Genomic DNA, 21,909 nt, shown 5'->3' on the forward strand with positions numbered 1-21,909 from the left:
TTGGCGCGCCCTTTAGCATCATTTTGCCCGCGCGTCACTAGAGATAGAAACGACGAAGGCCGGCGCAAGGCCGGCCCCCTGAAACTCTGCGGCTGGAGAGCGCTTACTTGCAGCTTTCGATCTGCTTCAGCGCAGCCGAGATGCCCGAGAGCGAATAGCTGTAGGAAGTGCCGGTGCCCTTGCGCGAAACGGCGTTCACCGTCATCGAATGACCGGTTTTCATTGCCGCGACCAGGGCGGGCTCCTGCGCCGCATTTTCGACCCAGCCGGCCTTGTCCTTGGTGAACATCACGAAGGTCTTGTTGTCGATGACGACGTTGATCTTCGAATTTTCCTTCACCGTGTAGCCCATCATCGCCTGCGGTTCGTAGGAGATGTTCTGGCCCGGACGCTGCGAGACGATGAAGAAGTTATCGCCATGGTCGACGCTTGCCGGCTGCTTTGCTGTCGGAACGGACAGCACGTAGCAGACGGTGCTGGCGCCCGACTTGTAGGAGTAGGCGCCCCATGCCTGGAACTGCTGGATGCGGTTCGGCGCGGCGGCCTGCTGCGCTGCCGCAACTCCGGCCGTGACAAGGGTGAGTGCGAGAGCGGATACGATACTTTTTACAAACATGGATTCCTGCCGGTTCTTGCGATCAAGGCCCGAAGCGATCATAGCGGGCGCCGCATAATCACGATCTGCTTTATTTTGACTTAATTCAGGTTACCAAATGGTCAACAATGGCTGCGATTTGTATCTGCCTGTGTCATTTCAGCTCGGGTATCAATTTTCGCCCCTTTGACGGTATCGGCCGTGACACCGTGCCCCGATGGCACTGGCCGTCCGTTCGGCTGAATTTAAGACACAAAGATTCAGGCAAGAGTTTGACCTTTCCCAAATCCGTTGTACCTCAGTAAGACTTGGAAATCCGGTACGAAATTATTGCCGCAGGGGGCTCGTGAGGGGACATGGATGCCGAGGAAAGACAGCGTTTCGCTGCCCTCGCGAAGGCCGTCGCCAGAGATCGCGACCAGCAGGCCTTTTCCATCCTGTTCGACTATTTCGCACCCCGGCTGAAAGCCTGGCTGATGCGCCAGAAGATGACGAATGCCGAGGCCGAGGAGCTGGTTCAGGAGATCATGATCGTGCTCTGGCACAAGGCGGATCTCTACGATGCGACACGATCGTCACTCTCGACCTGGCTTTTCCGCATTGCCCGCAACCGCCGCATCGACCAGCAGCGCCGCATCAACACCCGCATCTTCGACGAGACCGACCCGGCCCTGCAGCCGCCGGCCGAGATCGGCGCCGAAGAAATCGTCGCCAATGACGATCGCGACGCCAGGATACGCGCCGCCGTCGGCCAGTTGCCGGAAGAGCAGCGCGAGATGCTGCGCGCCGCCTTCTTCCTCGGTCAATCACATTCGGAGATCGCCGAAGCGACCGGGCTACCGCTCGGCACGGTGAAATCGCGCATCCGGCTTGCCTTCGGCAAGCTCCGCAAGGTGCTGGAGCGCGAAAGCGCTTAAATAGTTTTCATGGCTTCTTCGGTCCGGTCGGCCAGAACGCGGTCGGCCGCCTCATAGTGACCCGGGCGGATATGGCCGCGCACCATGGCGAATGCGGCCGAGAGCACGGCGATGTCGTCGGAAAAGCCGATGACCGCGAAAACATCCGGGATCATGTCGATCGGCATGACGAAATAGGCAAGTGCCGCAAGCAGCACGCCGCGCACCTTCGTCGGCGTCTGCGGATCGAGCGCGCAGTAGAAGCCGGCGACGACATCGCGTGAGAACGGAATCTGCCGCACGGCGCGGCGGAAGGTCGGCCAGAATTTCTGCCGCACCGTCTTCTCCCGCCGGCTCTGGGTGTCCTCGTCACCAGGCAACAGGATTTCCCCGAACTTGACCTCGTCCATCCCTTCCATCCTTTCGTCCCTGCGAACATATGGTGATGGCGCCCACTCTTTCAATCGGCCCCTTTCAATCGGCCTGGCTCTCAAACGCCGCGTCGGGCCGCGGCCTTGTCCATCGCCTTGGCGAGCTTGAAATCCAGCTCCGTCAGCCCGCCGGCATCATGCGTATTCAGCGTCACATCCACCCTGGAATAGACATTGAACCATTCGGGATGGTGGTTGAGCTTTTCCGCCCTAATCGCTACCTCGGTCATGAAGCCGAAAGCCTCGACAAAGTTTGCAAACTTGAACGTCCTCGATATCGCAGAGGCCGCGTCATTGAGTGCCCAGCCCGCAAGCCCGGCCATTTCAGCCTCGACCGCCGTCCGTTCCAGTCTTTCCATTTTCATGCCATGCTCCTCTCATCTGCCGACAGGTCGCCGATGACGCCTATCAATATCCTCTTCGTCTGTATGGGCAATATATGCCGCTCTCCGCTCGCGGAGGGAATTTTCAGCCATCTCGTCGCCGAGGCAGGTTTGACCGGCCGTTTCGCGATCGATTCCGCCGGCACCGGCGGCTGGCATGAAGGCGAGCAGCCTGACCGGCGGTCGATCGCCACCGCGAAAAGCCACGGTATCGATATATCCGGGCAACGCGCCCGCCGAATCCGCTCCAGCGATTTCAGGGATTTCGATCTGATCGTGGCCATGGACCGCGACAATGTGGCGGCGCTCGAAATGATCGCGCCGCCTGAGGCGACCCTCCACCTCTTCGGCGATATCGCGCTTGGAACCGGAGAGGATATTCCCGATCCCTATAATGGCGGCCCGGCAGGTTTCGAGCTGGTCTATACCAGGCTCTTGACCGGCTGCAGCACCCTGCTCGAAGCGCTGGGCGCCGAGCGCGCCTCGTGCAACGGGAACACTTCCTCGGTGAGGTAGGGCCCGCCGCCGACCGATTCGCGTGACGACAGCAGCACGAAACGCGGCGCCGTGAAGGTTGATGTGTGGAAGTTGCCGCGTCCGGCCAGATATTGCACGACATCGTCGAGCCGCGACGATTTGAGCCGCGCCAGCGTCACATGCGGCGTGAATTTGCGCGGATCCGGCGGCAGGCCGATGCGCTGGCAGATGCGCTCGATCTCGCCCTGCAGGGCGTACATCTCCGGCGATTGCGAGACGCCGGCCCAGACCGAATGCGGTTTCTTCGAGCCGAAGGAACCGATGCCTTCGAGCCGGAACTGGAATTCCGGCCGGTCGATCCGGTCGAGGCGTTCTACGATTTCATCGGCCGTGCGGCCGTCGACATCACCGATGAAGCGCAGGGTGATGTGGTAATTCTCCACATCGATCCATCGTGCTCCGGGGAGGCCACCGCGCAGCAATGAAAGGCTCATTGCCGCATTGCGCGGAATTTCGAGGGCGGTAAACAGTCTCGGCATAACGAGCACTCCCCGAATCTTTTGCAGGTGCTTACACGGAATCATGCAATCAATGACCGCGCAAGCCCCTATTTCTTCACAGAAGAAATCGTCCCGACGAAATTTGTGACATCGGTTTCCATCTTCTGAACCATGACATCGACGCCCTTCGCATTCGGATGCATCCCGTCGTCGAGTTTCAGCCCCGCATCGAGCGCCACGCCGTCGAGGAAGAAGGCGTAAAGCGGAACCCCATGTTTTTCCGAAAGCTTCCGGTAGATCGGATTGAAGCGTGCGGCATAATCCGCGCCCATGTTCGGCGGCGCCATCATGCCGACGAGCAGCACGGCGATGCCGCGCTCTTTCAGCCGGGCAATCATCTGATCGAGGTTCTTCTCGCTTTCCTCAGGCGGAATGCCGCGCAGCGCATCGTTGGCGCCGAGTTCCAGAATGACACCGTCGGTCCCCTCGGGTATCGACCAGTCGATCCGTGCAAGCCCCCCTGTCGTCGTGTCGCCGGACACCCCGGCATTGGCAATGGTGACGTCGAGCCCCTTCGCCTTCAGGACCACCTGCAGCTTTTCCGGAAAACCGTCGCCGGGTGGCAATTGGTAGCCCGCCATCAGGCTGTCCCCAAATCCGACGAGATTGATCGTCCGGGCATTGGCTGCGGCGGCAAAGATCAGCGAGGCGGCAATGACGGTGAATTGAAGCGCGGCAACTTTAAATCTCATTCTGGCTTCCCTAGATTGGCGAGGTGCCGTTATGCGGCCATTCCATTATGGATTTATATAGGGCGATTTCTGTTGGCAAAAACCATCATCGAGTTGAAGGGCGCCGATCTGACGCTTGGCAGTGCGGCCGCTTCCGTGCATGTGCTGAAGGGCATCGATCTCGATATCACGGCGGGGGAATCCGTCGGCATCGTCGGTCCCTCCGGTTCCGGCAAGTCGACCCTGCTGATGGTGCTCGCCGGGCTGGAGAAGCTCGACAGCGGCGAGATCAGCATCAACGATACGCCGCTCCACGCTCTGAGCGAGGATCAGGTCGCCGATTTCCGCGGCCGCAACATCGGTATCGTCTTTCAGTCCTTCCACCTGATCGCCAACATGACGGCGCTGGAAAACGTTGCCGTGCCGCTGGAGCTCGCCAATGTCGGCAACGCCTTCGAGATTGCCCATCGCGAGCTGAAATCGGTCGGCCTCGGCGAGCGGCTGAACCACTATCCCGGCCAGCTTTCCGGCGGCGAACAGCAGCGCGTGGCGATCGCCAGGGCGCTCGCCCCTTCGCCCGCTTTGCTGATCGCCGACGAGCCGACAGGCAATCTCGATACCGAGACCGGCCGCCAGATCGCCGACCTGCTGTTTTCAAAGCAGGCCGAACGCGGCATGACCCTGCTTCTCGTCACCCATGACGTCTCGCTGGCAAATCGCTGCTCGCGCCAGATCCGCGTCCGTTCCGGCAGGATCGAAGGCGACAGCGCCGCCCGCCACAGCGAGGCGGCCATCGCATGAGCATCATCACGCCGCGCGTTTCGCTCGCTTTTCGCCTGGCGCTGCGCGAGCTGCGCGGCGGCATTGCCGGCTTCTACATCTTCCTCGCCTGCATCGCGCTCGGCACCGGCGCCATCGCCGCCGTCAATTCCGTTTCCCAATCGATCACCGATACGATCGCCTCGCAGGGGCAGGAATTGCTGGCCGGCGACGTCCGTTTCGAACTCAACAACCGCGAGGCCACGCCTGAGGAAATGGGTTTCCTCGAGGGCCTGGGCACCGTTTCGGTGTCGACTGGTCTGCGCTCGATGGCCCGCAAGCCTGACGGTTCCGATCAGGCACTGGTCGAGGTCAAGGCCGTCGACGACGCCTACCCGCTTTACGGCGCCTTCAAGGCCGAGCCGGACTATCCCCTCGCAGCCCTGCTTTCGGGCCAGGGCGGCACCTATGGCGCGGTCGCAGCCCCGCTGCTTCTCGATCGGCTCGGGCTTGCGGTCGGCGACGAATTGCTGCTCGGCAACGTCAAGCTCAGCATCACCGGCACTGTCAAAACCGAGCCGGATGCGCTGTCGGAAGGTTTCGGCTTTGCGCCGCGTCTGCTCGTCAGCCGCCGGGCTCTCGAAGCCTCCGGGCTGATCCAGACGGGAAGCCTGGTCGAACATGCCTATAAGATCCGGCTGGAAGACAAGGGCGCAATGTCGGGCATCCAGGCGCGCGCCGCCAAGGAATTTCCCTCCGCCGGCTGGGCTGTCCGCACCAGCGACCGCGCCGCGCCCTCACTCACCGAAAACATCACCCGCTTCTCGCAGTTCCTGACGCTGGTCGGCCTCACCGCGCTGATCGTCGGCGGCGTCGGTGTCGCCAATGCCGTGCGCGCCTTCCTCGATTCCAAGCGCACCACCATCGCCACCTTCAAATGCCTGGGCGCCCCGGCCCAGGTCGTCGTTCTGATCTATCTCTTCCAGATCGCCATCATCGCCCTTGGCGGCATTCTGATCGGTCTCGTCATCGGCGCCCTGTCGCCGATCTTCGCCGCCCAGTTCCTGGCGCAATTCCTGCCGGTCTCCACAACCCCGATCCTTTATCCCGGCGCCCTGCTGCTGGCGACGCTGTTCGGCATCCTGACGACGCTCGCTTTCGCCATCCTGCCGCTCGGCCATGCCCGCGAAGTGCCGGCAACCGCACTCTTCCGCGAGCAGGGCTTCGAAGCTCGCCACCTGCCCTCCTGGCCCTATATCCTGCTGGCCGCCCTGTTCATGGCCGCCCTTGCCGGCCTTGCCGTCCTGACGGCCTATGACCGCTTCATCGCCGTCGTCTTCGTCGGCGCGATCGTCTTCGCCTTCGTCGTGCTGCGTCTCGTCGCAGCAGCGATTGCCTGGCTTGCGCGCCGCAGCCCGCGCGTCAATTCGCCGGCGCTCAGGCTTGCGATCGGCAACATCCACCGTCCCGGCGCGCTGACGCCGTCGGTGGTGCTCTCCCTCGGCCTCGGCCTGGCATTGCTGGTGACGCTGACCCTGATCGACGGCAATCTGCGCCAGCAGCTGACCGGCCGGATGAACGAGGGCGCGCCGAACTTCTTCTTCGTCGATATCCAGAGCGCCGAGGTCGATGCTTTCCGCGATCTCGTCCAGGCGCAGGCACCGAAGGGCAAGCTCATGGAGGTGCCGATGCTGCGCGGCCGGATCGTCGCCTTCAACGGCGAGGACGTCAGCAAGATGACCGTGCCGGCCGCCGGCCGCTGGGTGCTGAACGGCGATCGCGGCATCACCTATGCCGACACCCTGCCGGAAAATGCCGCGCTGACCGAAGGCAGCTGGTGGGACAAGGATTACAGCGGCGAGCCGCTCGTCTCCTTCTCCTCGGAAGAGGCGCATGAACTCGGCCTGAAGATCGGCGACAAGGTCACGGTCAACGTGCTCGGCCGCAACATCACCGCCAAGATCGCCAATCTGCGCCGCGTCCAATGGGAATCGCTGTCGATCAATTTCGTCATGGTGTTCTCGCCGAACACTTTTCGCGGCGCGCCGCATGCGTGGCTCGCGACCCTGACCGATCCCTCCTCGACGCCAGCCGAAGATGCGGCAATCCTGAAATCCGTCACCAACACCTATCCAACGATCACCAGCGTCCGCGTCAAGGACGCGATCGACATCGTCAACCAGCTGGTGGCGCAGCTTGCGACCGCGATCCGCGCCGCCGCCTCCGTCGCCCTCATCGCCTCGATCCTCGTCCTTGCCGGGGCGCTTGCCGCCGGAAATCGGGCGCGCACCCACGACGCGGTGGTGCTGAAGACGCTCGGCGCCACCCGCGCCATGCTGATTCGCGCCTTCAGCTACGAATACCTGATCCTTGGGCTGGCGACCGCAATCTTCGCGCTGATGGCCGGCGGCGTTGCCGCCTGGTTCATCGTCGCCCGCATCATGCGCCTGCCCTCAACCTTCCTGCCCGATGTGGCGGGGCTGACACTCGTCACCGCCCTCGTCCTAACGGTCGGCATCGGCCTGATCGGCACATGGCGCATCCTCGGCCAGAAGGCGGCGCCCGTCCTGCGCGAGCTTTGACCGGGCAGCGGCAGCCAAACCCTTCACCTTACGGCGATTTAACCGGCCGGGCCGTTGCAACCCTCTTGTTTGCGATGAACGAAAGCCTCATATTGTCGGCAGGCATGCTGGAGCTCCGCAGCGGCGCCCGGGTCGAAAACCCGACACCGTATCTCCATCGGAGCTTTTAAGAGGAAACTATGGCTGACCTTCGTAACTATCAAAGCCGCGCTCAGACCGGCGAGATGATTGATCAAGGCCTGCGCGCTTATATGCTCAAGGTTTACAACCTGATGGCGCTGGGTCTGGCGATCACCGGTGTGGCCGCATATCTCGGATTCAACTTCGCTGTTCAGGACGGACAACTCACCCAGTTCGGCGTACTGCTGTTCCAGTCGCCCTTGCGCTGGGTCGTCATCCTCGCGCCGCTCGCGGCCGTCTTCTTCCTGAGCTTCCGCATCAATAGCATGAGCGTGGCCGCCGCACAGACGACCTTTTGGGTCTATGCCGGCCTGGTCGGCCTGTCGCTCTCGTCGATCTTCCTGGTCTACACCGGCCAGAGCGTCGTTCAGACCTTCTTCGTCACCGCCGCCTCCTTCGGCGCGCTGTCGCTTTACGGCTACACGACGAAGCGTGATCTGTCGGCGATGGGCTCGTTCCTGATCATGGGTCTTTTCGGCCTGATCATCGCGTCGATCGTCAACATCTTCCTGGCTTCGTCGGCCATGCAGTTCGCGATCTCGGTGATCGGCGTTCTGATCTTCGCAGGCCTGACCGCCTACGACACGCAGCGGATCAAGGAACTGTACCTGGAAGCCGATGACGTTGCCGTGGCCGGCCGCAAGGCGATCATGGGCGCGCTGACGCTCTATCTCGACTTCATCAACCTCTTCATGTTCCTGCTGCAGTTCATGGGCAACCGCAAATAAGCAGACACACTGAAATCGAAAAGGCGGCTTCGGCCGCCTTTTTTGTTGCGCTGATTTTCCTGGGATGATTTTAGAAGAGCCTTGCCCTCCTGATGGACCCGCCGCCGAAATGTCCTTCCTCCTGCGCAATGCTTCCGAAGCCGATATCCCCGCCATTGCCGAAATCTACCGCGAATCCGTGCTGAACGGCACGTCGAGCTACGAGATCACGCCGCCGTCAGAGGCCGAGATGGCGCAGCGCTTGGCGGCGATTGTCGGCCAGCAATATCCCTATATCGCCGCAGCCGGTGCGGATGGAAGCCTGCTCGGCTATGCCTATGCCTCGGCCTTTCGCGTCCGCCCGGCCTATCGATGGATGGTCGAGGACTCGATCTATCTGACGCCCGAAGCCCGCGGCCGCGGCATCGGCAAAGTACTGATGGCCGAGCTGATCGACCGCTGCACCAGTCTCGGTTTTCGTCAGATGATCGCCGTCATCGGCGGCGCCAGCCCCGCCTCGATCGCACTTCATCTCAAGGCGGGCTTCGTGGAGGTCGGCCTGATGAGGGGCGCCGGCTACAAACACGGCCGCTGGCTGGATACGATGCTCATGCAGCGCGTCCTCGGCGAGGGCATGACGACCGATCCGGATCCGTCGACCTATCCCGGCACGCTGTTTGCAGGCTGATTCGGCTTACTTATCGACCAGCTTCAGTGTCTTGTCGAACACCCTCAGCACCTGGTGCAGCTCGTGACCGCGCTTCAGGATGGTGCCGTGGACGTTGATCACGGAATAGGCGCCCTGCTTGGCGGCGAGCTTGGGATTTTTCTCGATGCGGAAGAGTGGCATTTCACCGGAGCGCTTGAAGACGGAAAATACCGCCCTGTCCTTCAGGTGATCGATGGCGTAGTCGCGCCATTCACCGTCGCCGACCATACGGCCGTAGATCCACAGGATCGCATCCAGTTCGCGCCGATGAAAGGTCACCGGAAGCGGATCCTTGCTCTGCTTGTATTCCCTGAGATCGACGACGACTGAGGAACTATTGTCGACGGAACGGCCTTCGCCGTGTCGCAAATCCGGCTGATCTGTCATTCAGTCTCCAAGGCCTCTGCATGTGACAGGTGGGTGACAGTGTGCCCGAGCCGCCGCAAATTGCAAGAGCGCCGGCCGTCACATTCGGCCGCACTACAGCGCCGCGCGTCAGCGCGCATGGACGCTGCAGCACTTTGAATCGGCGCGTCGTCCGATGCGGGTGACAGCGCTGTGGCTTTCTCGGCAGCGCCGCATTTCAGTCAAAACAGCGCCTCATTTGCAGGAGATTTATGAAGCCCGGTTTGGCGCCAGCGCGCCAAAGGGCCCGGCGGAGCGTATCGACCTTAACCCCAGCCCCGAATACGCTCAGCCGGGCCGCCCGGTACTTCATCCGCAAGCGGATGAAATCTCAGATGTTTTTTCCCGCCATCACCACGGTCGCGCCAAGGATCGCCGCCGGATCGCCATTGTCGCTCGCCGATTGCAGCAGGATCGCGCAGCCCTCGAGCTGCGGCCGCTGCAGGACGCTGGCCGGCAGCGTCAGACTGGTCGCCTTGCCGTCCCACATGCCGACCGTTTCGACATTGGTGACGCTGTGCAGATAGGAGAGCTTCTTGCCGCTGTTCTCGCCTTTTTCGACCTCGATCGTCTTTTCCTTGTCGAAATAGACCATCACGACATTGGCTTTGCCCTGTCCCGCGCCGATCTTGATCTCCAGCTCGTCGCCGCGCATCGACGCGCTGATGGGAACGGTCAGCCCGTTACCTTCGCTGCTGTAGGTGTCGATCTTGCTATTGATGCCGTTGAGATCGGCGCCGGCCAGATGGCCGCGCCCGTTGACGATCGCCTGCGGCGTATAGACGTTGCTGCGGCCCATCGTCCTGGCATAGCCATACTGCCGCTCGGTGTTTTCCTTGGAGCTCAGCGTATCGGCCCAGCCGAGGTAGTTCCAGTAATCGACATGATAGGCGAGCGCGATGACATCGCCCTGGCTCACCAGTTTGCGAAAAGCCGCGTCAGCCGGCGGACAGGAAGAGCAGCCCTGTGCCGTGAAGAGTTCGACGACACCTTTCGGCGCGCCGTCTTCGGCCTGCAGCGGGCCTGACAGAACAACGCCGGCGATCAGCGGAATCAGAAAACGGGGGGACATTCACCTGCACCTCTTTTTCAGCGCCCACGGCGTGTTCCAACCGGAGGCCCTGACATATGAACGTACGAATAATCCTTCCGGGTCCAAACGAAAAGTCACGAACGGGTGAGACGCAGCGCAACCGGAACCCGCAGAAAACAAATCATTGTGAGCCCCCTCAAATACCGCCGCCGCAAAGAAAAGCCGCCGGAAACTGCTCTCCGGCGGCCACTATCATACGAGGCTATTAACAATCAGGCAGCCAGATCGCGCAGAACCGTCTGCAGGATACCGCCATTGTTGAGGTAGACCACCTCGTCGAGCGTGTCGACGCGCGACAGCAGCGGAACTTCCTTCACGGTGCCGTCGCCATAGGTGATCCTGGCGATCTTCTTCTCGCGCGGCTTGATCTTGTCGAGACCTTCGATGGTGACGAGTTCGTCGCCCTTGAGGCCGAGGCTTTGCCAGGTCGTGCCCTCTTCGAAGACGAAGGGGATGACGCCCATGCCGACCAGGTTCGAGCGATGGATGCGCTCGAAGGACTGGGCGATCACGGCCTTGACGCCGAGCAGGTTGGTGCCCTTGGCAGCCCAGTCGCGCGAGGAGCCGTTGCCGTATTCGACACCGGCGAAGATGACGAGCGGCACGCCTTCGGCCTTGTACTGCATCGCGCCGTCGTAGATCGACGTCTCTTCCTTCGACGGGTAGTGGATGGTGTAGCCACCTTCCTTGCCGTTCGGGCCGAGCATGTGGTTGCGGATGCGGATATTGGCGAAGGTGCCGCGCATCATCACTTCATGGTTACCGCGGCGCGTGCCGTACTGGTTGAAGTCGGCAACCGCGACCTCGTGGTCGATGAGGTAAGCACCGGCCGGCGATGCCGCCTTGATCGAACCGGCCGGCGAAATGTGGTCGGTGGTGATCTTGTCGCCGAACAGGCCGAGGACGCGGGCGCCCTTGATATCCGCAACGCCGGTGCCCTTCTTGCCCATACCGACGAAGTAGGGCGGGTTCTGGACATAGGTCGAATCGTCGTCCCAGGCGTAGGTCTGGCCCGGAGGAACCTGAACAGCCTGCCAGTTGACGTCGCCCTTGAAGACGTCGGCATACTTGCTTTCGTACAGTTCGCGGGTGACGTATTTCTGGATGAATTCCTGCACCTCGTGCGAGGTCGGCCAGATGTCCTTGAGGTAGACAGGGTTGCCGTTCTGGTCCTCGCCGATCGGCTCCTTGGTCAGATCCTTCTGCACCGTGCCGGCGAGCGCATAGGCGACGACGAGCGGCGGCGAAGCGAGGTAATTCGCCTGCACGTCCGGCGAAATGCGGCCTTCGAAGTTGCGGTTGCCGGAGAGAACGCCGGATACGATCAGGCCCTTGTCGTTGATCGTCTTCGAGATCGGCGCCGGCAGCGGGCCGGAATTGCCGATGCAGGTGGTGCAGCCGAAACCGACCAGATTGAAGCCGAGCTTGTCGAGATCGGCCTGCAGACCTGACTTGGCGAGATATTCGCCGACGACCTGCGATCCCGGAGCAAGCGAGGTCTTGACCCACGGCTTGGTCTTCAGGCCCTTGGCAACGGCGTTGCGGGCAAGAAGTCCGGCTGCGATCAGAACCGACGGGTTGGACGTGTTGGTGCACGAGGTGATGGCGGCAATCGCCACGTCGCCATGGCCGAGATCGAAATCCGTGCCGTCGACCGCATAGCGGTTGTTGAGTTGGCCGGGCTTCTTGTAGTCGGCATCCATCGAGCCGGCGAAACCGGAAGCGATGTTTTCGAGCGCGATGCGGCCTTCCGGACGCTTCGGGCCGGCCATCGACGGCACGACGTCGCCGAGGTCGAGTTCCAGCGTGTCGGTGAAGACGAGGTCGGAACCGTCGCCGTCACGCCACATGCCCTGGGCCTTCGAATAGGCTTCGACCAGCGCGATCCGGTCATGCGTGCGGCCGGACATGGTGAGGTAGTTGATGGTTTCGCCGTCGACCGGGAAGAAGCCGCAGGTGGCGCCGTATTCCGGACCCATATTGCCGATCGTCGCGCGGTCGGCGAGCGGCATGTTGTCCATGCCGGGGCCGAAGAATTCGACGAACTTCGAAACGACGCCCTTCTTGCGCAGCATCTGCACGACGGTCAGAACGAGGTCGGTCGCGGTGACGCCTTCCTTGAGCTTGCCGGTCAGCTTGAAGCCGATGACTTCCGGCAGCAACATCGAAACCGGCTGGCCGAGCATCGCAGCCTCAGCTTCAATACCGCCCACACCCCAGCCGAGCACGCCGAGACCGTTGATCATTGTCGTGTGGCTGTCGGTGCCGACGCAGGTATCCGGATAGGCGATCGTCTCACCGTCCTCTTCCTTGGTCCAGACGGTCTGGCCGAGATATTCGAGATTGACCTGATGACAGATGCCGGTGCCGGGAGGCACGACGCGGAAATTCTTGAAGGCCTGCTGGCCCCACTTCAGGAAGCGGTAGCGCTCGCCGTTGCGCTGGTATTCCAGCTCGACGTTTTTGGCGAAGGCCTGCGGCGTGCCGAATTCGTCGACGATGACCGAGTGGTCGATGACGAGGTCGACGGGAACGAGCGGGTTGATCTTTTCGGGGTCGCCGCCGAGCGACACCATCGCGTCGCGCATCGCGGCAAGATCGACGACGGCGGGAACGCCGGTGAAGTCCTGCATCAGCACGCGCGCCGGGCGATAGGCGATCTCGTTTTCGACCGCGCCCTTGTTGTTGAGCCACTCGGCAACGGCCAGGATGTGCTCCTTGGTGACCGACTGGCCATCTTCGAAGCGCAGCAGGTTTTCGAGCAGCACCTTCATCGAGTAGGGAAGCTTCGAGACGCCGGGCAGACCGTTTGCCTCAGCCTTGGGCAGGCTATAATAGACATAGTCCTTTCCACCAACGGAAAGCGTGGAACGACAATTGAAACTGTCAAGAGATTTAGACACGAGAGACCCCGTTTCTGATAGCCAACACAGTCGTGCGGACGCCTATGCACTTAATGCACATCAGGATGCGGGTACGGCCATTTCCGCTGTCCGCACGTGGAACAGACGCTCCAAGTTCGGCGCAAGGATGAAATTCACGCCGACCGCTGGCGTGGTTGCCGGTCTTATAGATAATTTCCTAAAAACTTGCCATACCCGAGCACCGTCAAAATCCGAGATTTTTTGACCTCTTCGGAAGCCGAAACCAAGAAAGAGCCGACGCATGCATCTCACCGCCGAAAATCTGGCTGCAAGGCGCGGTGAGGATCTCATTTTTGTTAACATTTCCTTTCACTTGGCAGCCGGTGAGGCGCTCATTCTGACGGGCAGAAATGGATCGGGAAAGTCCACTTTACTGCGCGTCGTCGCCGGTCTCCTGAGGCCGGACAAGGGCACTGTGATCTTCCGCGGCGGAGAGGGCCGGGAAGACAGGTATCCCGGCGAGGCCAGCCACTATCTTGGCCATCGGAATGCGATGAAGAATGAACTTACAGTTGCAGAAAATCTCGACTTCTGGCGCAGTTTCCTCGGAAGCACCGGCCTCTCCGTCGAGGACGCCGCTAACGCCGTCGGCCTGTCGGGGATAACCCATCTTCCCTTCGGTTACCTCTCCGCTGGCCAGCAGCGCCGGATAGCTTTCGCCAAACTGCTCGTCGCCCACCGCCCCGTCTGGATCCTCGACGAACCCACGGCGGCACTCGATGCCGGCGCCGACCGGCTGTTTGCCGGCTTGATCGAAGCCCATCTGGCCGAAGGCGGCATCGTGCTGGCGGCGACGCACCAGCCGCTGGGATTGAAGAATGCGCAGGAGTTGAAGATGACGGGTTTTTCAGGTGTCGATGCGGGGGTATGGGGATGATGGTTTGCCGTGTCGCTACCCCCCTCTGCCCTGCCGGGCATCTCCCCCACAAGGGGGGAGATCGGCCAGGGGCGCCCTCTTGCCCCAATGAAACGCCGCAGATAGCCGCAGCCGCTCGGCGCACGATCAAGGTTTCGCGAAGCCGGTGCATCTTGCCAATCTCCCCCCTTGTGGGGGAGATGCCCGGCAGGGCAGAGGGGGGTGCCGCCCCATCAACCGCACAGAGCCACCCCGCATGACCGCCCTCTTCCTCCGCGACCTCAAACTCTCGATCCGCGCCGGTGGCGGTGCGCTGATCGGCGTGCTGTTCTTCCTCACGATCGTCGCCGTCATCCCCTTCGGCGTCGGTCCCGACCTCAAGCTTCTCTCCCGCATCGGCCCCGCCATCGTCTGGATCGGCGCCCTGCTTGCCGCCCTTCTCGGCCTCGACCGGCTGTTCCAGGCCGAACGCGACGACGGATCGCTCGACCTTATGCTGATGCAGGACACGCCGCTGGTCCTTACCGTGCTGGTCAAATGCTTCGCCCACTGGACGGCGACCAGCCTGCCGCTGGTGATCGCCTCACCGCTGCTCGGCCTGTTCATGAATATGGACGAGACGGCAATTGCCGCCACCATGCTGACGCTGCTCGTCGGATCGCCCGCCATCACCTTCATCGGCGCCGTCGGCGCTGCCGTCGCCGTCGCCCTGCCCCGCGGCGGTCTACTGGTTTCGATCCTGGTGTTGCCGCTGGCCATCCCGGTGCTGATCTTCGGCGTCAGCGCCACCTATGCCGCCGTCGAGGATCCCGCCCCGTTCCTGCCACCCTTCCTCATCCTCATCGCCCTGACCCTGTTTTTCGCGGTCATCGGCCCGGCCGCCGCCGCTCTCGCGCTGCGAAACACGGCGGATTGACCAGGATTGACCAGCCATTCGATTGCGGGAAAAGCCGGATCAAGGTAAGGAAGCGGACATGAGCGAAACGAGCCTTGCCATCAGCAAATTCAGCGACCTCGCCAACCCGACGCGGTTTCTGGCGCTGGCGGCGCGCATCATTCCGTGGCTGGCAGGCATTACTACCCTCTGTTTCGCAGTCGGCCTCTATCTCAGCTTCTCCACGGAAGGCGATTACCAGCAGGGCGAGACCGTGCGCATCATGTATGTCCACGTGCCCGCGGCCTGGCTTTCGATGATGTGCTATACGGTGATGAGCGTCTCGGCGATCGGCACGCTGGTCTGGCGGCATCCTCTCGCCGACGTCTCCGCCAAGGCCGCCGCCCCGCTTGGCGCCGCCTTCACTTTGCTCGCCCTCGTCACCGGCTCGCTCTGGGGCAAGCCGATGTGGGGCACCTGGTGGGTGTGGGATGCGCGGCTGACCTCCGTTTTCGTGCTTTTCCTGATGTATCTCGGCCTGATCGCGCTGAGCCGCGCCATCGACGATCCGTCGAAGGCCGCGCGCGTTTCCGCCGTGCTCATCCTCGTCGGCTTCGTCAACATCCCGATCATCAAATTCTCGGTCGAGTGGTGGAACACGCTGCATCAGTCGGCAAGCGTGATGCGCCTTGACGGCCCGGCGATCGATCCGGAGTTCCTGCGGCCGCTCTTCGTCATGGCGATCGCCTTCACCCTGCTCTTCTTCACGCTGCATATCATGGCGATGAGGAACGAGATCTGGCGCCGCCGCATCGCCGCCCAGCGCCGTCTCGCCGCCCGCATGGCCAGCCGCGAGGAACAAAGTTGACGCACGCCTTCTATGTCTACGCATCCTACGGTTTTGCCGCCCTCGTGACGGCCGCCGTCACCCTCTGGACCTGGGCCGACGGTCAGGCGCGTCGCCGTGAGCTCGCAGCCCTCGAGGCCGCCGGCATTCGCCGCCGCTCGGCGCGTGCAAAGGACGGCGAATGAGCGAAGCGCCTGAAACCACGACCGCCAAACCGCGCGGACTTGGCCGTTCTGCGCTGGCGCTTCTGCCGCTGATCGTCTTCGGCGGCATCGCGGCAACGGCGGCAAAGATGCTCTACGACCAGGATTTCCACGGCAAGAACATCACCGAAATCCCCTCCGCCCTGATCGGCACCAAGGCACCGGCACTGAACCTGCCGCCGCTCGAGGGCGCCAATCTGCCGGCGCTGACCGATGCTGCCATCAAGGGCAAGCTGACCCTCGTCAACGTCTTCGCCTCCTGGTGCGTGCCCTGCCGCGACGAACATCCCGTGTTGAAGGAACTGGCGAAAGACGGACGGCTGAACATCGTCGCCATCAATTACAAGGACCAGAACGACAACGCCCTGCGTTTCCTCGGCGAACTCGGCAATCCTTATCAGGCGATCGGCATCGACCCGAACGGCAAGGCGGCGATCGACTGGGGTGTCTACGGCATTCCGGAAAGTTATCTGGTCGCTCCCGACGGCACGATCCTCTACAAACGCGTCGGCCCCTTCGACGATATCAGCCTGAAGGAAGGGCTGTTTCCGGCGATGGAAAAGGCGCTGGGGAAGCCGGCTTCGTAAGTTTCATCCGGGTGAAGACCTGGGCCTAAACCCCGCCCTGCCAGACCTTGATCGCCTCCACCGGCCAGATCAGCATCACCACGTTCAGCGTCAGATTATCGCGGATCACATAACCGGTGAAAATTTCGAAGAAGAGGGCGATTGCCACCGTCAGCGCCACCGGCGCGCGCGACGCGAAGAAGAAACCGAGGCACATGAAGACGGTGTCCATTGCCGAATTCAGGATGCTGTCGCCGTAATAGTCGAGCGCGATCGTCGCCGTGCGGTAGCGGTCGATGATGAGCGGGGAATTTTCCAGCAGCTCCCAGCCGGATTCGATCACCAGCGCCAAGAGCAGCCGTGCCGCCAGCGGCTTGCGGCGCAGGACGAGATGGCCGAGCCCCTAGAACAGGAAGCCGTGGATGATATGCGACGGCGTGTACCAATCCGACAGATGCTGCGAATTGCCGCTGGTATTGACCCCGCCCTCCCACAGCTTGACATAACCGCAGGCGCAGATCGGCACGCGGCCCATCAGATATTCGGTGACGATCTGGGCGACCAGCACCGCAAGGCAGGCGACGAACCAGAAGCTCTGGTGTCTCACACGATCTTCCGCCTCTGCAGCGCTCACGTTTCGCCGTCCGTTTCCAGGTTGATGCTATGCTTGAGCACCAGCGGCATCTGCGCCAGCGTGAAGATGATGGTGATCGGCATCGTGCCCCAGACCTTGAAGGCGACCCAGGTATCGTCCGAAAAATTGCGCCAGACAACTTCGTTCAGCACGGCGAGGAACAGAAAGAAGATGCCCCAGCGAATGGTGAGCTTGCGCCAGCCTTCGGCATCGAGCTGGAAGGCGGCGTTGAAGACGTAGCCGAGCAGCGATCGGCCGAAGGCGAGCCCGCCGAGCAGCGCCACCCCGAAGAGCGCGTTGACGATGGTCGGCTTCATCTTGATGAAGGTCTCGTTCTGCAGCCAGATCGACAGCGAGCCGAAGATAACGACGACGATGCCGGAGACAAAGGGCATGATCGGCAGATGACCGAGCACGATCTTCGAAACGACAAGCGAAAGGATCGTCGCCGCCATGAAGAGGCCGGTTGCGACGAACAGCGGCCCACCGAGCTCCGAAAGCGCAGGAAATTTCTCCACCAGCCACTGGCCGCGCAGATTGGCGAAGAAGAAGATCATCAGCGGCCCGAGTTCCAGCGCCAGCTTCAGCAGCGGATGATGCCGGTCGGCCGGGGTGGGGGTGATATCGCTTTCGGTGCTCATGCGTTCGTCAAACCTGCTATTCCTGACAATCTGGTTGCCGGTCGTGCCTTGCAGGCTTTCGGCGGCATATCTGTGGCATCATTGGGGAAGTCCGGCAATGGCATGCGCGAAATCCTCGGCTTCGAACGGCTCCAGATCGTCGACACCCTCACCGACGCCGATGAAATAGACCGGCAGCTTGTGCTTGGCGGAAATGGCGACGAGGATGCCGCCGCGTGCCGTGCCGTCGAGCTTGGTCATGATCAGCCCGTTGACGCCGGCGACGTTGCGGAAGATCTCGACCTGGCTCAGCGCATTCTGCCCCGTCGTCGCGTCGAGCGTCTGCAGCACGGTGTGCGGCGCATCGGGATCGAGCTTGCCGAGCACACGCACGATCTTCTCGAGCTCGGCCATCAGCTCGGCCTTGTTCTGCAGGCGGCCGGCGGTATCGACGATCAGCACGTCGCATTTCCGGGCTTTCGCCTGTTCGAAGGCGTCATAAGCAAGGCCGGCGGCATCGGCGCCAAGCTTGGTGCCGATGAATTCGGAATTCGTTCGCTCGGCCCAGATCTTCAGCTGCTCGATCGCCGCGGCACGGAAGGTGTCGCCGGCGGCCAGCATCACCTTCAGCCCGGCGCCGGAAAGTTTTGCCGCCAGCTTGCCGATCGTCGTCGTCTTGCCGGTGCCGTTGACGCCGACGACGAGGATGACATGCGGCTTGTGCGAGAGGTCGAGCTGCAGCGGCTTGGCGACCGGCTTCAGAACCTTGGCGATTTCGGACGCCATGATCCGGCTGACATCCTCGCCGGTGACATCCTTGCCATAGCGCTCGGACGCCAGAGTGTCGGTGACGCGCAGCGCCGTCTCGACGCCGAGATCGGCCTGGATCAGCAGGTCTTCGAGATCCTGCAGCGTCTCGTCATCCAGCTTGCGCTTGGTAAAAAGCGCGGCGATCTGGCCGGTCAGCTGCGAGGAGGTGCGCGCGAGACCGTTGCGCAGGCGCTGGAACCAGCTGAGTTTCGGCTGTGGGGTGATGGGCTGCGATTCGACGATTGCCGGGCCGGTGGCGAAGCCTTTGGGGAGGATCGGCTCAACGGCTGGCGCCGATTCCATCGGCTCCGATGGTGGCAGAGGCGCTTCGGCTGAGATGTCGCCGTCCGTAGCCTCCCCCCCTACCCTGCCGGGCATCCCCCCCACAGGTGGGGGGAAACTCGCGGCAATGTTTTCCGCCGTATTGACGGCATCATCCGAAGCGGCCGGCTCACTCTGCGCATCCGTCGTCTGGCGAGCGGCATCCAATTGCTCAGTCCCTCCACCTGTGGGGGGGACGCCCGGCAGGGTAGGGGTTGTATTTTCCTCCGCCTCCGCCTCGGCCTCCAGCAGCGACAATGGCACGACGCCCATGTCGGCCAGATGATCGGCCGGCGGCAGCACTTCCGTTTCAGCGTCGACAGGTTCCGGCTCTACTGACGCTTCATCAATATCACCCGCCGGTCCGCCCGCCGTATCCATCTCCTCGGGAAGAACCGGATCATCCGCGACCGGCAGATCCTCCGCGCGCGAGCGCGGCTCGAGCTCCCTTACCACGGCATCGGGCACGGGCTCTTCCGCCGGCTTGTCCTTGCCGAAGGTGAAGACCTTTTTGATGAAACTGAGCGCCATGGGGATTCCGTGAAAAGTCAGGCCGCGGCGGCGGCCGTCAATTGCATGTCGAGGTGCTTGCCATTGTGGCCGGTGATCATGGCCGGCACAAGTTCACCGGGACGAAGGCCGGGTGCTGCCACCAGCGCGAAGTTTTCCGTATGCGCCAGGCCGTTGTTTTCGACAAGCAGCCATTGCCGGGTTCCGACCATGCCGTCGAGATGGGACTGATGCAGCCTGTGTCCAGTGGCGCGCAGCCTGGCGGCGCGATCCTTGACCAGCGACCGGTCGAGCTGCGGCATGCGGGCTGCCGGCGTGCCGGGACGCGAGCTGTAGGGAAAGACATGCAGATACGCGATATCGGCCTCTTCGGCCAGCCGCACGGCATTGCCGAACATCTCTTCCGTCTCTGTCGGGAAGCCGGCGATCATATCGGCGCCGAAGCTCATCTCGGGGCGAAGGCGGCGCGCATCCTCGATGAAGCGGAGCGCATCGGCGCGCGAATGCCGGCGCTTCATCCGCTTCAGGATCATGTCGTCGCCGTGCTGCAGCGACAGATGCAGATGCGGCATGAAGCGCGGCTCATCGGCGATGAGGTCCATCAGATGGGCGTCGACCTCAATGCTGTCGATCGAGGAAAGCCTGAGGCGGCGGATATCGGGGATCTGCTTCAGGAGCGTCTTCGCCAGCAGCCCGAGCGTCGGCGCGCCCGGCAGATCGCCGCCATAACTGGTGGCATCGACCCCGGTCAGCACGATTTCACGATAACCGCTGTCGGCGAGCCTGCGGGCCTGGTCGACGACCGCTCCCATCGGCACGGAACGGGAATTGCCGCGGCCATACGGGATGATGCAGAAGGTGCAGCGGTGGTCGCAGCCGTTCTGCACCTGGATGAAGGCGCGCACGTGGCCGTCGATATGCCGGACCATCTGCGGCGCCGTCGCCTTGACGCTCATGATATCGTTGACGCGCAGCTTCTCCTCGGCCGAAACGCCGAAATCCGGCAGGCTGCGATAGGAAGCGCTCGAAAGCTTCTCCTCATTGCCGAGCACGGCATCGACTTCCGCCATTGCGGCGAAGGTCTGTTTCCCAGTCTGCGCGGCGCAACCGGTGACGATGATGCGGGCATGCGGATTGTCGCGCCGTGCCCGGCGGATCGCCTGGCGGGCCTGGCGCACGGCCTCGCCGGTCACCGCACAGGTGTTGACCAGGATGGCATTGTTGAGCCCGGCCTTCTCGGCCTGCGCCTTCATCACTTCGGATTCATATGTGTTGAGGCGGCAGCCGAAGGTAATGACCTCGATGCCGCTCACTGCGCCTCCGCCTCTCGGGTACCATCGCGCGACCACAGGCCGGTCGAAGGATCGAGCCTGCCCGACCATTCCCATTCGGCCGGACCGGTCATGATGACGTGATCGTCGCGCTCGCGCCATTCGATCGACAGCACAGCCGGCGGCTTGGCGCTCGCCACGTTGATCGTCACCTTGCGGCCGGTGCGCCCGGTGCGCGCAGCGCTGACGGCGGCGGAACAGGCTGCCGAGCCGCAGGCGAGCGTCAGGCCTGCACCGCGCTCCCAGGTACGCGTCGTCATCGCCGTCGGCGAGTTCACCTGCGCCAGCGTGATATTGGCGCGCTCGGGAAACATCGGATGGTTTTCCAGCAGCGGTCCGAAGCGGGCGAGATCGTAGGACATCACGTCCCGATCCACCCAGAAGATCGCATGCGGATTGCCCATCGACATCACCGAGGGCGAGTGCAGCACCGGATTGTCGATCGGGCCGATCTGTAACTCGATGCGGCTGGTGTCGTGGAATTCTTCCGCCAGCGGGATCTTGTTCCAATCGAAGACCGGCCGGCCCATATCGACGGAGATCGTCCCGTCCTCGTGCTCGACGGCGTTGAGGATGCCGGCGACCGTCTGGAAGGTGAAGGCCTTGCGGCCGGTTTCGGCGGCCAGCGCCTGCACGACGCAACGCGTGCCGTTGCCGCAGGCCTGCGCCTTCGAGCCGTCGGAATTCAGGATATCGATGAAGGCATCGGTGCCGTCGACCTTCGGATCATGGATCGCCATGATCTGATCGAACTCGGTATGCGGATCGGCATTGAGTGCAACCGCCGCCGCAGGCGTCACCTTGTCGGGCCGCCCGCGCATATCGACGACCAGGATCTTGTTGCCAAGCCCGTTCATCCTGGCGAATTCGACCGTTGCGCTCATGATATCTTCCGTCCGTGTTTCCGCTGTATATGGCGGAAATGCGAAGGAATTACCAGTGGGTGAGTGCCGCGCACCTATGCC

Annotated in this window: 23 protein-coding genes and 1 pseudogene; 11 read left to right on the top strand and 13 right to left on the bottom strand. The window is 62.5% G+C overall.

All coding sequences use genetic code 11. The features are described 5' to 3' along the window. Window positions 1-103: 103 nt before the first annotated feature. Complete coding sequence (locus BBJ66_RS32515; protein ID WP_049733507.1) at window positions 104-616, bottom strand: invasion associated locus B family protein; 513 nt, start codon at window positions 614-616, stop codon at window positions 104-106. Window positions 617-951: 335 nt separating this feature from the next. Here BBJ66_RS32515 and BBJ66_RS32520 point away from each other — a divergent pair, with 335 nt between their 5' ends. Then, the gene (locus BBJ66_RS32520) at window positions 952-1,512 is read left to right on the top strand and encodes a sigma-70 family RNA polymerase sigma factor (RefSeq protein WP_049733407.1); all 561 of its coding nucleotides are present in this window, start codon (window positions 952-954) and stop codon (window positions 1,510-1,512) included. Here the strand turns inward: BBJ66_RS32520 and BBJ66_RS32525 are convergent. After that, entirely contained in the window at window positions 1,509-1,901 is a 393-nt protein-coding gene (locus BBJ66_RS32525) for a YkvA family protein (RefSeq protein ID WP_003589762.1), read from the bottom strand. The two genes, BBJ66_RS32520 and BBJ66_RS32525, sit on opposite strands and share 4 nt — an antisense overlap. A gap of 80 nt (window positions 1,902-1,981) precedes the next feature. Next, window positions 1,982-2,287: a 4a-hydroxytetrahydrobiopterin dehydratase gene (locus BBJ66_RS32530; protein ID WP_071093345.1), complete on the bottom strand. Its 306-nt coding sequence runs from the start codon at window positions 2,285-2,287 to the stop codon at window positions 1,982-1,984. A gap of 33 nt (window positions 2,288-2,320) precedes the next feature. On the opposite strand from BBJ66_RS32530, the gene BBJ66_RS33950 reads away from it, so the two are divergent. After that, complete coding sequence (locus BBJ66_RS33950; protein WP_083335682.1) at window positions 2,321-2,821, top strand: low molecular weight protein-tyrosine-phosphatase; 501 nt, start codon at window positions 2,321-2,323, stop codon at window positions 2,819-2,821. Here BBJ66_RS33950 and thpR read toward each other — a convergent pair. After that, a complete protein-coding gene (gene thpR / locus BBJ66_RS32540; protein ID WP_049733404.1) occupies window positions 2,728-3,321 on the bottom strand; it encodes an RNA 2',3'-cyclic phosphodiesterase in 594 nt (197 codons plus the stop codon). The genes BBJ66_RS33950 and thpR overlap by 94 nt on opposite strands. Before the next feature lie 68 nt (window positions 3,322-3,389). Beyond that, complete coding sequence (locus BBJ66_RS32545; protein ID WP_071093349.1) at window positions 3,390-4,034, bottom strand: arylesterase; 645 nt, start codon at window positions 4,032-4,034, stop codon at window positions 3,390-3,392. Between the two features lie 72 nt (window positions 4,035-4,106). Between BBJ66_RS32545 and BBJ66_RS32550 the strand changes: the two genes are divergently transcribed. From BBJ66_RS32550 to BBJ66_RS32565, 4 genes are all read left to right on the top strand, one after another. Next, on the top strand, window positions 4,107-4,814 hold the full coding sequence (locus BBJ66_RS32550) for an ABC transporter ATP-binding protein (RefSeq protein WP_071093351.1): 708 nt from the start codon (window positions 4,107-4,109) through the stop codon (window positions 4,812-4,814). Beyond that, entirely contained in the window at window positions 4,811-7,354 is a 2,544-nt protein-coding gene (locus BBJ66_RS32555) for an ABC transporter permease (protein ID WP_071093353.1), read from the top strand. The genes BBJ66_RS32550 and BBJ66_RS32555 overlap by 4 nt, the downstream gene beginning before the upstream one ends. 179 nt (window positions 7,355-7,533) lie before the next feature. Beyond that, the gene (locus BBJ66_RS32560; RefSeq protein ID WP_012559249.1) at window positions 7,534-8,262 is read left to right on the top strand and encodes a Bax inhibitor-1/YccA family protein; all 729 of its coding nucleotides are present in this window, start codon (window positions 7,534-7,536) and stop codon (window positions 8,260-8,262) included. Window positions 8,263-8,371: 109 nt separating this feature from the next. Next, window positions 8,372-8,929 carry a GNAT family N-acetyltransferase gene (locus BBJ66_RS32565; protein ID WP_071093355.1) on the top strand — a complete coding sequence of 186 codons (558 nt, stop codon included), beginning with the start codon at window positions 8,372-8,374 and terminating at the stop codon, window positions 8,927-8,929. Window positions 8,930-8,935: 6 nt separating this feature from the next. Here the strand turns inward: BBJ66_RS32565 and BBJ66_RS32570 are convergent, their stop codons facing one another. From BBJ66_RS32570 to acnA, 3 genes are all read right to left on the bottom strand, one after another. Beyond that, window positions 8,936-9,337 (bottom strand): DUF2794 domain-containing protein, encoded by a 402-nt coding sequence (locus tag BBJ66_RS32570; RefSeq protein ID WP_071093357.1) that lies wholly within the window; start codon window positions 9,335-9,337, stop codon window positions 8,936-8,938. A gap of 349 nt (window positions 9,338-9,686) precedes the next feature. After that, window positions 9,687-10,427, bottom strand: coding sequence for a DUF1223 domain-containing protein (locus BBJ66_RS32575; RefSeq protein WP_071093359.1), 741 nt, complete (start codon window positions 10,425-10,427; stop codon window positions 9,687-9,689). 233 nt (window positions 10,428-10,660) lie between these two features. After that, window positions 10,661-13,351, bottom strand: a complete 2,691-nt coding sequence (gene acnA, locus BBJ66_RS32580) for an aconitate hydratase AcnA (RefSeq protein ID WP_049733397.1) — start codon at window positions 13,349-13,351, stop codon at window positions 10,661-10,663. A 262-nt stretch (window positions 13,352-13,613) separates the two neighbouring features. On the opposite strand from acnA, the gene ccmA reads away from it, so the two are divergent. From ccmA to BBJ66_RS32605, 5 genes are all read left to right on the top strand, one after another. Beyond that, window positions 13,614-14,249: a heme ABC exporter ATP-binding protein CcmA gene (gene ccmA, locus BBJ66_RS32585; protein ID WP_071093361.1), complete on the top strand. Its 636-nt coding sequence runs from the start codon at window positions 13,614-13,616 to the stop codon at window positions 14,247-14,249. A 235-nt stretch (window positions 14,250-14,484) separates the two neighbouring features. After that, window positions 14,485-15,144 (top strand): heme exporter protein CcmB, encoded by a 660-nt coding sequence (gene ccmB / locus BBJ66_RS32590; RefSeq protein WP_049733395.1) that lies wholly within the window; start codon window positions 14,485-14,487, stop codon window positions 15,142-15,144. A gap of 58 nt (window positions 15,145-15,202) precedes the next feature. After that, window positions 15,203-15,970, top strand: coding sequence for a heme ABC transporter permease (locus tag BBJ66_RS32595; protein ID WP_071093363.1), 768 nt, complete (start codon window positions 15,203-15,205; stop codon window positions 15,968-15,970). Next, window positions 15,967-16,134, top strand: coding sequence for a heme exporter protein CcmD (ccmD, locus tag BBJ66_RS32600; protein ID WP_049733393.1), 168 nt, complete (start codon window positions 15,967-15,969; stop codon window positions 16,132-16,134). The genes BBJ66_RS32595 and ccmD overlap by 4 nt, the downstream gene beginning before the upstream one ends. After that, on the top strand, window positions 16,131-16,739 hold the full coding sequence (locus BBJ66_RS32605) for a DsbE family thiol:disulfide interchange protein (protein WP_071093365.1): 609 nt from the start codon (window positions 16,131-16,133) through the stop codon (window positions 16,737-16,739). Before ccmD ends, BBJ66_RS32605 begins: the two co-directional genes overlap by 4 nt. Window positions 16,740-16,764: 25 nt before the next feature. Here the strand turns inward: BBJ66_RS32605 and BBJ66_RS32610 are convergent. The 5 genes and pseudogenes from BBJ66_RS32610 to dapF form a co-directional block, all read right to left on the bottom strand. After that, a pseudogene (locus tag BBJ66_RS32610) lies at window positions 16,765-17,352 on the bottom strand (DUF2585 domain-containing protein). Then, window positions 17,349-17,993 carry a septation protein A gene (locus BBJ66_RS32615; RefSeq protein WP_049733390.1) on the bottom strand — a complete coding sequence of 215 codons (645 nt, stop codon included), beginning with the start codon at window positions 17,991-17,993 and terminating at the stop codon, window positions 17,349-17,351. Before BBJ66_RS32615 ends, BBJ66_RS32610 begins: the two are co-directional and overlap by 4 nt. A gap of 78 nt (window positions 17,994-18,071) precedes the next feature. Further along, on the bottom strand, window positions 18,072-19,634 hold the full coding sequence (gene ftsY / locus BBJ66_RS32620; RefSeq protein WP_071093367.1) for a signal recognition particle-docking protein FtsY: 1,563 nt from the start codon (window positions 19,632-19,634) through the stop codon (window positions 18,072-18,074). A gap of 17 nt (window positions 19,635-19,651) precedes the next feature. Then, window positions 19,652-20,926, bottom strand: coding sequence for a tRNA (N(6)-L-threonylcarbamoyladenosine(37)-C(2))-methylthiotransferase MtaB (gene mtaB / locus BBJ66_RS32625; RefSeq protein ID WP_071093369.1), 1,275 nt, complete (start codon window positions 20,924-20,926; stop codon window positions 19,652-19,654). Further along, window positions 20,923-21,828, bottom strand: coding sequence for a diaminopimelate epimerase (dapF, locus tag BBJ66_RS32630; protein ID WP_071093371.1), 906 nt, complete (start codon window positions 21,826-21,828; stop codon window positions 20,923-20,925). Before dapF ends, mtaB begins: the two co-directional genes overlap by 4 nt. Between the last annotated feature and the right edge of the window lie 81 nt (window positions 21,829-21,909).

The organism is Rhizobium sp. RSm-3, from assembly GCF_001854685.1.
In the GTDB taxonomy this organism is placed as follows: domain Bacteria; phylum Pseudomonadota; class Alphaproteobacteria; order Rhizobiales; family Rhizobiaceae; genus Rhizobium; species Rhizobium ecuadorense.